Annotated in this window: 11 protein-coding genes and 1 pseudogene; 4 read left to right on the top strand and 8 right to left on the bottom strand. The window is 64.9% G+C overall.

From position 1 onward, the window contains the following. Window positions 1-61: 61 nt before the first annotated feature. Entirely contained in the window at window positions 62-421 is a 360-nt protein-coding gene (locus ACFE99_RS16540; protein WP_375487146.1) for a DUF6290 family protein, read from the bottom strand. Beyond that, window positions 414-701 carry a transposase gene (locus ACFE99_RS16535; protein WP_375487144.1) on the bottom strand — a complete coding sequence of 96 codons (288 nt, stop codon included), beginning with the start codon at window positions 699-701 and terminating at the stop codon, window positions 414-416. Before ACFE99_RS16535 ends, ACFE99_RS16540 begins: the two co-directional genes overlap by 8 nt. 184 nt (window positions 702-885) lie before the next feature. Here ACFE99_RS16535 and ACFE99_RS16530 point away from each other — a divergent pair, with 184 nt between their 5' ends. Continuing rightward, a complete protein-coding gene (locus ACFE99_RS16530; RefSeq protein WP_375487142.1) occupies window positions 886-2,583 on the top strand; it encodes a restriction endonuclease subunit M in 1,698 nt (565 codons plus the stop codon). Beyond that, window positions 2,580-3,581: a hypothetical protein gene (locus ACFE99_RS16525; RefSeq protein WP_375487140.1), complete on the top strand. Its 1,002-nt coding sequence runs from the start codon at window positions 2,580-2,582 to the stop codon at window positions 3,579-3,581. Before ACFE99_RS16530 ends, ACFE99_RS16525 begins: the two co-directional genes overlap by 4 nt. A 779-nt stretch (window positions 3,582-4,360) precedes the next feature. Here ACFE99_RS16525 and ACFE99_RS16520 read toward each other — a convergent pair. Together ACFE99_RS16520 and ACFE99_RS16515 are read right to left on the bottom strand one after the other, a co-directional pair. Then, a complete protein-coding gene (locus tag ACFE99_RS16520; RefSeq protein ID WP_375487138.1) occupies window positions 4,361-4,618 on the bottom strand; it encodes a hypothetical protein in 258 nt (85 codons plus the stop codon). Between the two features lie 372 nt (window positions 4,619-4,990). Next, window positions 4,991-6,085 carry a sensor domain-containing protein gene (locus ACFE99_RS16515; RefSeq protein WP_375487136.1) on the bottom strand — a complete coding sequence of 365 codons (1,095 nt, stop codon included), beginning with the start codon at window positions 6,083-6,085 and terminating at the stop codon, window positions 4,991-4,993. A 357-nt stretch (window positions 6,086-6,442) separates the two neighbouring features. Here ACFE99_RS16515 and ACFE99_RS16510 point away from each other — a divergent pair, with 357 nt between their 5' ends. After that, entirely contained in the window at window positions 6,443-7,585 is a 1,143-nt protein-coding gene (locus tag ACFE99_RS16510) for an FHA domain-containing protein (protein ID WP_375487134.1), read from the top strand. Window positions 7,586-7,681: 96 nt separating this feature from the next. Here the strand turns inward: ACFE99_RS16510 and ACFE99_RS16505 are convergent, their stop codons facing one another. From ACFE99_RS16505 to ACFE99_RS16495, 3 genes are all read right to left on the bottom strand, one after another. Then, window positions 7,682-8,167, bottom strand: a complete 486-nt coding sequence (locus ACFE99_RS16505) for a hypothetical protein (protein ID WP_375487132.1) — start codon at window positions 8,165-8,167, stop codon at window positions 7,682-7,684. Then, entirely contained in the window at window positions 8,167-8,847 is a 681-nt protein-coding gene (locus ACFE99_RS16500) for an LpqN/LpqT family lipoprotein (RefSeq protein WP_375487130.1), read from the bottom strand. The genes ACFE99_RS16505 and ACFE99_RS16500 overlap by 1 nt, the downstream gene beginning before the upstream one ends. Window positions 8,848-9,046: 199 nt before the next feature. Continuing rightward, window positions 9,047-9,844: a sensor domain-containing protein gene (locus tag ACFE99_RS16495; protein WP_375487128.1), complete on the bottom strand. Its 798-nt coding sequence runs from the start codon at window positions 9,842-9,844 to the stop codon at window positions 9,047-9,049. Between the two features lie 318 nt (window positions 9,845-10,162). Between ACFE99_RS16495 and ACFE99_RS16490 the strand changes: the two genes are divergently transcribed. Further along, entirely contained in the window at window positions 10,163-10,861 is a 699-nt protein-coding gene (locus ACFE99_RS16490; protein ID WP_375487126.1) for a sensor domain-containing protein, read from the top strand. A gap of 38 nt (window positions 10,862-10,899) precedes the next feature. Here the strand turns inward: ACFE99_RS16490 and ACFE99_RS16485 are convergent. After that, a pseudogene (locus ACFE99_RS16485) lies at window positions 10,900-11,419 on the bottom strand (histidine kinase); the annotation flags it as partial.

Genomic DNA, 11,419 nt, shown 5'->3' with positions numbered 1-11,419 from the left:
GACGGCATCGCCCATACTAACAAGAGCAAGCGAATTAATGACTCAGGACACTAGCTGCCGCTCACCGCGCCGATCCCCGGTCGCCAGACGGGAAGGCGACGGCAGGAGATACGCCCGCCACATTCAGATAGTGCTCGAACTCGGCGACGAGCCGCCGCCTAGCGGCGATCTGTGCCGGCGCTGGGTCCAGCGCATTGAGGATCATCTCCCGCACCACCGTTGATACTGGCAGGTTGCGCGACTCGGCCAGTTCTTCAAGAGCGGCCTGCTCGTCGTCGTTCAAACGAACCTGCACCACCCGCGTGCGTGGGCCGCCGTGGGTGATCGAGCTTGATGCGGGTATCTCCACGTCGAGGTCGTCCTTGGTGGCTTCGGCAGCGGCGGCCTCCTCCTCGAGAATCTGCTCGATACCTTTACCCATTGCCGGCCTCCTTATAAATCAGCTGGTATTTGGGATTCGCTTTGAAGGCGGTTGCGCCGTAGGTCACGCCGTATTTCACACCACTCACGGTCACGGTAACTACGCATAAAACAGCCCGAGCCTGGCGGCTGTAGCCGATCGTGCGCACCGACTTGCCGCTCTGTGACGCAGGGTCAGGGTTGAACACGACGCGGTCGGCATCGTTGAGCGACTCCTCCGCCTGCTCAACGGTGACGCCGAGCCTTGCGAGGTGATCTCGCCTATTTGTCCATATCACCATGGTACGTGCAGCGTAATGCGCTGTAATACGTTGCTACGCGGCGGGTGGCCACCTGCAAAATGCGGCAACCGCCGACAGCGCCCCAACCACCGGTCCAGTTCTGAGGCAGGTGGTTACGCCGCCACATCCTGCTGCCCGCGTCGGCAGTCTGACAGGTGTCGGCAGCTCGAGTTTGGGCGGCCGAATGTTAGGCTTCAAAAAGAGCAGCTCGTTTTCAGGAGGAACCATCGTCGTCTTCGATCGCCCCGAGGAGCGGGTGCGCCAGCGAGTGCTACGAGAACTTAAAGCGATGGGATGGCCGGATGAGCGCCTGCGTTGGCAGCCCGAGTGGCCAGTGCCCAAAACGCCCCACGATCTCACGAAGCGGGAGCGCGGTCAACGCTACGACATCTGCGGATACTCCGACCTCGTAGCCTTCGCCGATAGCAGCGGCCAGCCCTATGCCTTGCAGGTGATGTTCGAGTTCAAGGAACCCAATATCGACGCTGGCGTTCTTCAGTTGGAGCGGTATCTGAGCTGTGAGCCGATGGCCAAGATGGGTTATTGGAGCAACGGTTCAGAGTCGGCGGCCGTCTACAAGAGCCACACGTCGGATTGGGTGGTCGTCCACGGCGCACCGCTTCCCGACCCGGGCGATGACCTGACCAAGCCGCCATCAGCGCCGGTTACGTGGTCGTCCATGCGGGTGCCAGACGAGGCGACCTTGTCCAGTGCCCTCAAGCGGTTGCTAGCAACGGTTGTCGTCGGCGACTCCCGTGCCACCAGGACAGAAGACCAGCTTCGAGAGTCAGTCCATCTGCTCCTAGTGAAGCTTGAGAGTGACGCATGGGCCAGCAAGAGCGGCAACCACGACAAGCCCGCCCCTTTCCGCATCTACGGTGACCCGCAGACCCGCGTACAGGTTACGGCGGCTGCGATCCGTGGTCAGTTCAGGGAGTACTTCGCGCGTCAGCGAACGCGGATCTTCAACCCCGATGACCGCGACGAGATCCAACTGACCGACGACACCATCTATCAGACTGTGGCAGAGCTGTTCAGCTTCCGCCTCTTGGGAGATGATGTTGATCTGCTCGCCAAATCCTTCCAGATCTTTCGTGCGAGTGCGCTGAAACTCGCCGGAGGGCAATTCCTTACGCCCCAACGGGTAATCCGGCCGTGTGTCATGGCGCTAGAGATTACGTCCGAAGACAAGGTGATCGATCATGGTTGCGGTACAGGCGGTTTTCTCATCGAGGCACTTCGTCAGGTTAAGGAAACTGAGTTTCCAGCCGAACAGGATCGGTGGCACTTGATTAAGTGGGCCAACGACAACCTCTATGGTGTCGACCTTGATCACATCGGCGTAAAGCTGACCCGAGCTATGATGGTGGCGGTCGGCGATGGGTCAACACACACGATTCTTGGTGACTCTATCCGGAATCACCAGTGGCGAACTCAGTATCCGCGTCTCCTCGAGGAGTTGGGTGATCCGGTCACTGGAGACATCGCCGAACAGTTCACAGTGGTCGTAACTAATCCGCCATTCGGTGAAGACCTGAAGGTGAGGGCCGCAGATGCCCGTGCATCAGGCTATTCCATCGCCAAGGCCGCTGCGCACTCTTCGCGAGCCGAGTACGTCGACCTGGAAATCGGCTTACTGTTTTTGGAACAAGCATCTCGGCTTCTGCTGGTCGGGGGGCGGGTTGGAATCGTCCTTCCTGAAACCTACTTTTTCTCACATAAATACCGCTGGCTGCCTGATTGGCTTGAGAAGCGACTTGAACTTCGCGGGATGCTCAACATCCCGATGGAGGCGTTCGAGGAGTTCTGCCGAGCCAAAACCAACTTCTACATATTTGAAAAGGTGGGCCGCGGATCGGAAGAGAAGGGTGAACATTCGTGAGCGTCTATAAACCGCAGTGGTTTTCGCCCGATAACGTTATGGTCTCCACCGCGCCAACGTGCGGACTAACAAAGGGCGGAAGGCTCCTCGCGCTGGTTGACCCTGCCACCGGCCAGCGAGTCAAGGTGACCGACGATGAAACCGGCGAGCTGGTCGATGCAGTCAACGACAGCCTGCTGTCCGATATGAAAGCCTTGCGTCGCGGACAGACAACCGACACACTACGCTTCGTAGATGCGACAGAGGTCTCAATGCGCCACGCCGTCCCCGTGTATTACGACCGTCGATACGATGAGCATTTTCATAGTGTTTTGACTAAAGATCCCTCCTTCAAAGGGTTTACGTCGATGACGGTCGGCGACATGGTCGCCAAAGACCTTCTTCAAATCCGTGGCGGTCACGGCTCCCCATCACAGGAGCAGCGCGTCGGTGAAATCCCGTACATCAAAGTTTCGGATCTGCGGGCGGGCACGGTCAACATCAACCCAACCAACCGAGTGCCCATTTCGGTCGCCCGTACTTTCTGGCGGGGGGACTCCTCGGGCCTGAAGGCGTTCGACCTGTTGTGTCCAGAGCGGACGTCCAAAAACATCGGCGACTTCTGCGTTCTAATGCCTGGTCAGGAGCAGCTGTTGATTACGAAGGAGGTCATTGTCGTGCGCCCAGGCGCACGGGCACACTTCGACGCCTTCTATCTGCTCTGGGCGTTCACTTTGAAAATCGTTCGGGACCAGTGGAAGCGGGTGATCTTTATGCAGACAAACCGCGAGGACGTCGGCAAACGATACTTAGAGATCAAGATTCCCATCCCGCCAGACCCGGAGACGAGCGCCCATGTCTCGCAAGCATTCCGGGATTACTACCTTGCACTGGCCAAGAAACGCGAAGCGCTGACCCAATACCTGGCCGCTTCGAAAAAGCACCACTTCTTCATCGATGGCGGAACATTCGATGAGCAGGAGACAAGTGTTGACATGCTGTCGGTCGAACCGGCCTGACAGGGTTCCTGCTTAAGCCGGGCCCAGCGAAGGATTACAGCGGTGCGGCATAGGGTAAGCCATCGACCCCGCCACGCCCTCACACGTGCTTCCACGTCCGGCCCCGCACCACGTCGCGCACCGCGTCATCGATCACGCCGAATCGGGCGCCCAAATGGACGTAGCTCCAGCCGTTTTGGTGCAGCCTCCTGATCTGGCGAACCGTTTCGACGGTCAGCTTCGCGCTTGGGTTTGCCTCTCACAGTGCGGGGCCGGGCTCTAGTGGCATGCCTGCCCATTGGCGTTTGTAGTGCCGGCTGCACAAGCCCTTCGCATAGTGCGGCTGCCCGCAGCCGTCGAGGGTGCATGTCTGGTATTTGCCTTTCGGCGTGCGCGTCAACGGGGCCGGATACGGCGCGCCCGCTCGCCAGCGCATGTAATGGGCATGGCAGAGCCCGCGGGCCTCCACCGCTCGATCGCAAAGAGAACACACCGCCATTGCGTGAACCAGCCTACGGCCAGGCCTTATCGAAGCAACTCAGCGGCGAAATATTCCCGAGCGGGCAATGAGGACCGTTCACCGAAGACGTCGGCGTCGACCTCGCGGCACCCGCTCCTTCCGTCGCGCGGTCACTATCGGCCGCCTTGGCTCACCGAAGCAGCGCGATGTCGATTCCCGGTGCCCGGCCCATCGACGCTGGAGAACATCACCGAATCTAGCGACAGCGCAAGCGATTTAGCGCTGGAACGTCGCGATTTCGCTGCCCGACCGAGCGGGCGACCACCACGTGTGGACGACGCTAGGTGTGGGGGCGGCCCCGCCGGGCATCCGGAAGTGCACTGAAGACTTGGGCGGCGTTGCGGCGCAGCGTCTTCCGGGCGTTAAGGTTCCACACCAGCGCGACCCAGTTCAAGACCAGCACCGACGCGACACTCCACCACCCGGCGAGCAGATTGTGTTGCTGCGCTAAGCGGATGGCGTTTTCGCACTGGTCGAAGGTTCCGGTCACGGTGTAGCGGTAGTTGAACCAGAACACTGCGATACCGGTGTGCTTCATCAGTCTTACTTGGAACAGCGGTTCGTGCCCGGCGGCGGTCTGCGGCGAATGGCCGACCCAACGTGGCGCCCCAGGCGGCCCGTACGTCGGGGCCTGGGACGGGTACGGGGTCGGTGGATACGCCTGCGGCGCATGCGGGTACGGCGGTGGATACGGATACGGCGGTGGATATGGGTAGGGCTGCCGATTCGGGTATGGCTGCGACAACATTTCCTCCGGAGGTCGATCAGGCAGGTCAGACTCTATAGCGGCGTACGCCCGGCTAATACCGCACGGCGACGGCGCAGCGCCCCGGCCGTCGACGCCGGAGGGGCGTGCACGCATCTGGCCCGCGCCGAAGATGACGGGCTTCAATGACGCCGGGCAATTCGCTCACGGTTGGGCGTCAACTTTCGCCGCGGTGGGATTGATCAGCGCGGGCAGCACGCCGCCGGGAAGGTTGTCCCCGCACACCTGTGCGGTGATCACGACATTGTTGTGCGCGGAAAGTCCGCGCTGGCAGGACCACCCTTCGCCGCCCTCGACGTTGTCCGTCACCGAAACGATGCCGCCGGCTTCGGTGGGCTGGCCCACGATGCTGAACGCGTCCCGGTCCGACGGGTTGGAGGGGTCGCGCAAGTTGACGCTTTTGCCCGCGCATTTTCCGTACAGTGCAACGGTTTTGGCATACATCGCCGCCGCGGCGGCCGCCGTGGGGTACGACACCACCGCAACCCATGCCGCGCGTTCACGGTCTTCGTTGCCCGCCGGCGGAACGAGATCTTCGCTTCGTGCGGCGGTCCATCCGCTGCCCCGGAAGAACGCGTCATCACCGATGGACACTGCCCCGACGCAGTCTTGATCCACGATCGTGTTGTGGTAGAGCACCTCGGCGGTTCTGAACTGGGCTTTTGGCCCGGTCCCTGCCGCGGATGCCAATTCGTCGCGACTGGGCAGCAAACCCGCCAGCGCCGACACCGGCACCGGTGCCGGTGTCTTCGGCTTGGGAACGGCCGGGGCCGGGGTTGGCTCGGCCGAACGGGCAGTCGGATGGCTGTGCGACTCACCGCCGCCCGCGGTGGTTGCCACGGTGACGACAACGGCGATCACCGCCACCACGCCCGCCGCCGCCCAAAACCACGGCTTGCGGGAACGCCGCCGCGCAGTGCCGCGTGGCAGCCACGACGGCGCCGGCATGCCAGGGCCCGCGAACGGCGCAAACCCGCCCATGCCCGCTCTTCCGGGCACCGGTGGTTGAGGTGGCACACCGCCCGCCAGCGGCGCCGGTGACGCCGTCCATCCGGGTCGGGCCCACGCGGCGCCGGGCCGCGCCGCATGCATGGTCGCTGCGTCCGGAGGCGGCGCAGCATGGTAGGCGGCCTGCGGGTTAGCCTGCTGCGCCGCGATGGCCGATCCGCCGGGCCGGTGTGGCGCCGGCTTTGTGGCGGCTCCCCGGGGGAGCGCAGCAGTGACCTGCTCATCCGGCATCAGTGGATAAGGCGAGCCTCCCCCGCCGTTAGCGGGCCACCCCTGTGGGTGGCGCCCCGATATCGACATCATGCATAGCATTAAAGCATTCAAGTTATAGCGGCGCAATAACTTGGGTCTGCCTTGGGATCTGGTTGGGCAATGCCGAACACGTCATCCCCAAGCGTCGCGAAGTCGCTACCTGCCACGACCGGATTAGTCGGACGCCGCTGTCCGGTTACCCAGCCAGCGGAATTGGCTACAACTCGCGAGTCCAATGACTCGGGTTGGCGCACGCATCGGATATACTTAGAACCCGAACTGACCGCATAACCGCTATAACGAGCAGCGCCACTCGAGAGTTGGTGAGCTTCCGCAATGGTCGACCACGCCGCGCCAGCGCCCGACCTGACCATCCGCTGCGGCCCGGTCGTGCGCACCTTTGAGGCGGCCCGGGTCCGGCCGGTCGTCATCGGCCGTGGTGAGCACACCGACCTGCGCATCGATGACCCCCGCATCTCGCGCGCCCACGTCAGGATCGAGGTCGACGACGGTCACTGGCAGGTCATCGACAACGACAGCCGCAACGGGTTCTACATCGATGGCACCCGCCGGCGCTCCGCGCCCATCACTGAAGGGCTGACGATCGCGTTGGGCAACCCCGCCGGTGTTGCGGTCAGTTTTCACCTCGAGGACGAAGGCGCCGCCGCGACCGCGACCATCTCGGGCGAGGAGGGGCCGACCGCGCTGTTGGCGGCACCGGAGCTGCTCGACGAGGGTCAGGGGAACGGCGGCGAGGACAGGGAAATCGATCCCGGCATCGCGCGGGCCGGCGCGGCGGTGGCGGCACGTCGCCGCGAGCTGGAGATCACTCAGCGCGGCCTGGCCCGTGACGGGCTGATCAACGCGGCAAGTCTCATCGCATTCGAGAAGGGCCGCAGGTGGCCCAGGGAACAAAACCGCGCCCGGCTCGAAGACATCCTGCGCTGGCCGCGCGGAACGATCGACCGCATCCGCAACGGCGAAGCACCCCCCGGCAATGACGAGCTGACCGAACTGCTCACCGACTCCCAGGGCGCGCCGCTGATCCTGCAGGCCATCAGTGCAGGCCTTCACGCGGCTGCCACCGCGATATCGGCGCTCCCACCGCCGGAACGCCCCGAGTTCGCCGTCAACGCCGCCAAGATCCTCGCCGACCTTCGCCAGCTCGAGACCGTCACCACTCATGCCGCTCCCGGCGCCAAAAGCAACCCCGAGTTCGTGCTGGCCCTGAGCACCGTGCGCCGGCTCTACGCCGATCTGATGACCCGGGCGGCCGAATCCCCGTATGCCACCGTGGGACAACGGCTCTTCGCGGCCCGCAGGCAGGCGGCCCTGACCGTCGACGATGTTGCGGCGGCCACGGGCCTGCCGGTGGAAACGATCGACGCCGCCGAAGCCGGCCGCATGGTGTCTGCCGATGCCACCGACGCCATCGAGGCATTCATGTCACGGCTTCAGCCCACCTGGGGCCGACGCTGACGCGGAAGCGGCCCACGCTGCCGGCAAAGTGCGCACGGGTGAGACGCCTTACCCGCCGAGCGCGTGCCGGCGTTTACCCTTGGGGTGCAGAGCCTTTCATGTTCCGCTGGCTCGGCTCACCGCCGTGCGGCTCAGCGCCCGGCGCCGCGGCGCCGCACCGGTGCAGTAGCGGCTGGCTTTCATGACGTCGGGAGTTTTCAACGCGATCGCGTCGCTGCTCACGTAGCGGGCATGGATACGCAGCGGCTGGGGCCCGAGCCGGCGCGCCAGCCGCAACAGGCTACGTTCGCCGGTCCACACCCGCGTCAACCGGATGAACGGCCGATCCGGCGGGCGCTGATAGCAGGCATAGATGACCGCCAGCAGATGCCCATCAGACGCGTCGGCGCGCTGCTGCAAATGGATGCACCACATGCTGTCGAAGGTCATCGGCACCACATAGTCCTCGGCAAGCCACACCAGCAGGTCGTCGAGCGTGGCCCGCGCCGGGAATTCCCAGATTTCCCGGTGGTTTTCGATGTCGTCGGCCACGCCGACGGAGTCGCGGTCCACGACGATCCGTACCACGTCTCGTGGGGCCATCACGGCACTCTTCTCTGCTGTGGTGACTGGCGAAGCGACGTCGGCGCCCCGGAAGGGGGCAGCATCTGGAAGCCGGTGAGGATCTCCTCGGCGTCGTGGCGATAGACGGGGTTGTCGGGATCGGTGGTTTGGATGGTCACCGCGACCGCGTAGGTCCTGTTACCGAGATCGGCGGCCGCGGTCAGAACGGTTGCCGGGCGGGGTGGTATCGCACCCATCGCCGCCGCGGTGTAGCGCACCATCTGGGCGGGATATCCGCACAGCGTCTGGTCGGTGACCGCCAGATTGGTGCCCACCCCGGTGCGGATCAGTTCCTGGCGCTCGTCGTCAAGAACCGACCGTGGGTCGCGTCCGCCTGGCACGGATTCCAGCGTGACAACCACGTTGGGGGTGAACCCGCCGGAGCGCAGCGCCGGCTTCGTGACGACGTAACGGATCAGCTCGGAGTCGAGCATGGTGCTGCGCTGCCATCCCTCCGGGGTGGGGATGCGCAGCCGCGGCTCGGCATCCGAATGTGCGGGAATCGCCACCGTGGGGGCTTGCACGTCGGCGCAGGCCGCCGCCCAGTTCGGCTGCTGTGGCGAGAGGTTCGCGGGGCGCAGCAGCATCCACACGCCGGCTGCGGCCGCTATGGCGAGCAGTGCTGCGGCGGTGGCGATGCGGAGCGTGCGGGCGGTCATGGTCGGATTCTCCCTATTCGAAGCCCACCGGGGCCGGGGTATGCGGGCGGCGGTGAGCTGGTCTGTCGTGCGGCCCGACGGCGGCACTGCGGTCACGCGCCGACCGTGCACCAGGCAAGCGAAACTCGCCGATGCGTCCAGCCATGCTGCGGATGTTGTCGTTCACGGTGTTGTTCGCCTGCGGTGTGCGATCGGTCGGTCACTGCTCAACGACGTCGGCTGCGATCTTGGTGACCACCTGGGCCGCCTGGTCAGCCGCATCGAACCCACACCACATCGTGTCGATGATGACGTTGTTGCGCACGCCCCTGGCGCGCTGGCATGCCAAACCCTGCCCGCCTTCGCGGGTCTGCATCATGCTCAGCGTGGTGTCGGTGGCAACCGCGTCGCCGAATGCCCACACACGGTCCGGCTCACCGGGTTTGGCGAACGCGACAGGCCGGTTGGCGCACGCCGACCACCGTTGCTTGGAGTCGGTGAAGAACTGCTGGGCCGACCCGGCGTCACGAAAACCGACCACGGCTTGCACCAGTGCATGCTCGGGTGGCGGATCGCCGGCCGGTCCGCCGTCGTCGAGGACCTGTCCCTGCACCGCTGTCCAGTCGCTGCCCTCGTAGACGGCGGCTTCGAGCGGCGAGTAGGCATCGAGGCAGTTGCGGTCGGCCAGACCGTCTTCGTCATGCCACATCCGTGACACCGGCTGGCGCACCTGCAGGTCTCCGGATCGCCCGATGGCGCTGAGCTCACTTGCGCTCAGCAGCAGATCAGCCAGCCGCGTGGTCGGAATCGGTGGCGGCTGCCAGTGGCCGAGGTCCGCAGCGGCGGTGGGGCGGCCGGTGGCCGTGACGGTGCAGCCGGTCACCACCATCGATAAGCCGATGCCGGCGAGGAGCAGGTAGCGCGCTGCGCGAGTCGGCCGGGTCCGCGCAGGGGCTGCGGCGGTTCCCCGGGGCGGTTTGCTGCTCTGTCCATCCGGCGTAACCGAAGCGGTGGTCATCGGATCTCTCCTTGCTTGCGGTGGCGCATCGGTTAGAGCAGGACGATATCACTCCATCGTGGACAGTGCAATAACTAACTTAAAGCACACACTTGGCTCTTCGGCTGCGGGACCTTTCAGAAACTGCGCTGGCTCTCCGCAGCAAAGCGCTTGCTACCTGCACGTAGATGCCCTGGTGCTGCACCGAATGGCTGCACGCTGACACAGCGTAGCCCAAAATGTCGGCGCTATAACTCGTCGCGTACCGCTATAGTTCTGATCAAACCCTCGCTGCGCGCATAACGCGATCGGGTGCTTCTACAGTTCCGGGAGGACGACATGACCGCTGGGGTTGGGTGGATCCGCAAACCCGCTGTACTCATGGCCGGTTTGGGCGTCATCGCCGCCACCACGACGGCGCCGGCCAACTGCGCGCCGCTTGGCCCGGGGACCACCTCGCGACCCGGAGCGACCATGCTGCTGGATCGCCAGCAGATGGCCGCCGTCACCGGTGCAGTGCAGATGACCGTCGTGACCGGCCCGCACCCGGGCCTTGACGACGCATCGGGCGCGCTGGACGCGCCGCATTGCGCGGGCGTGTGGGCGCCGGCGCAAAAGCAGGCCTACGCCGGCAGCGGTTGGGAATCGGCGACCGCCGAAGCCGCCGCCGACTCCCCCGCCGACACGGTGACCCACACCCTGGATCAGGCCGTCGTCAGCTTCCCCTCACCCGCGGCGGCGGGCAGCTACCTACTGCGGGCCGCGGCCGGGTGGGCCGGCTGCGCCGGCAAGCCACTGACCTACACCGAGCCCGGGCACGCGCCCCAGACCTGGCTCATCGGTAAGCCCCTGATCGTCAAAGACAAGACGGCTGTTGCCATTTCGCGGCGCCTGGCGGGGCAGCGGTGGAGCTGCCAGCGCGCCACCGGCGCCTACGCCAACCTCATCATCGACGTCATGGCTTGCGGCGCCGACCCCACCGGGCAGGCCCTCGACGCGCTGGTCGCCATCACCGCCAACATCGGTCAACCCGTATAGCGCGCTGCGCCGGCGACAAACATCAACCGTGTTGTGGTTCAGTGCACTTGGTCGGCGAGCGTCTTGACTAGTGCAGTGTTGAGGAACGCGGTGGCTGCCGGTCCGCCGGTGTTCAGCGCGGTGATGGTGGCAGGGTCATCGACGATCACCAGGATGCCGCCGTAGCTGCTGAACGCGCCTGGCAGCCCGTGAAACCCGCCGCCGCCGGCGAACTTGTCGGTGCGCGCGACGACGGCGACATCGGTCGAGAGGGTGTAGAGGCCGTAGGTCTGCAGATCGACGGCCTTCTCGGGGGGATCCTGGGGGCCGCGGTCGTAGTGGCTGTTGTAGGCGAAGCCGATGCCCTCCAGGTAGGTGGTGGGCGCAGAGTCGCGCAGCGCCACCGTGGTGCCCGTGTCGGACAGGTTGATCACTGTGATCGTCTTGCCGACAAACGCCGGATGCTGCGATCGGACCTGGGTCTGCTGACCGGCCGCGTCGTCGAGCACTTTCTTGGCGGCATCGTCGCGGCCCAGCGCTTTGGCGATCCAGCTCAGCTGGGTCTGCCACGTCCACTTC

The sequence above is a fragment of the uncultured Mycobacterium sp. genome, from assembly GCF_964249325.1.
Lineage (GTDB): Bacteria > Actinomycetota > Actinomycetes > Mycobacteriales > Mycobacteriaceae > Mycobacterium.
This window is presented reverse-complemented; position numbering and strand designations above follow the sequence as displayed.

What these genes read in the sequence shown, in the direction of transcription:
- ACFE99_RS16540 (WP_375487146.1), bottom strand. Translation starts at nt 421, where the DNA reads ATGGGTAAAGGTATCGAGCAGATTCTCGAGGAGGAGGCCGCCGCTGCC.
- ACFE99_RS16535 (WP_375487144.1), bottom strand. Translation starts at nt 701, where the DNA reads ATGGTGATATGGACAAATAGGCGAGATCACCTCGCAAGGCTCGGCGTC.
- ACFE99_RS16530 (WP_375487142.1), top strand. Translation starts at nt 886, where the DNA reads ATGTTAGGCTTCAAAAAGAGCAGCTCGTTTTCAGGAGGAACCATCGTC.
- ACFE99_RS16520 (WP_375487138.1), bottom strand. Translation starts at nt 4,618, where the DNA reads ATGAAGCACACCGGTATCGCAGTGTTCTGGTTCAACTACCGCTACACC.
- ACFE99_RS16515 (WP_375487136.1), bottom strand. Translation starts at nt 6,085, where the DNA reads ATGCCGGATGAGCAGGTCACTGCTGCGCTCCCCCGGGGAGCCGCCACA.
- ACFE99_RS16510 (WP_375487134.1), top strand. Translation starts at nt 6,443, where the DNA reads ATGGTCGACCACGCCGCGCCAGCGCCCGACCTGACCATCCGCTGCGGC.
- ACFE99_RS16505 (WP_375487132.1), bottom strand. Translation starts at nt 8,167, where the DNA reads ATGGCCCCACGAGACGTGGTACGGATCGTCGTGGACCGCGACTCCGTC.
- ACFE99_RS16500 (WP_375487130.1), bottom strand. Translation starts at nt 8,847, where the DNA reads ATGACCGCCCGCACGCTCCGCATCGCCACCGCCGCAGCACTGCTCGCC.
- ACFE99_RS16495 (WP_375487128.1), bottom strand. Translation starts at nt 9,844, where the DNA reads ATGACCACCGCTTCGGTTACGCCGGATGGACAGAGCAGCAAACCGCCC.
- ACFE99_RS16490 (WP_375487126.1), top strand. Translation starts at nt 10,163, where the DNA reads ATGACCGCTGGGGTTGGGTGGATCCGCAAACCCGCTGTACTCATGGCC.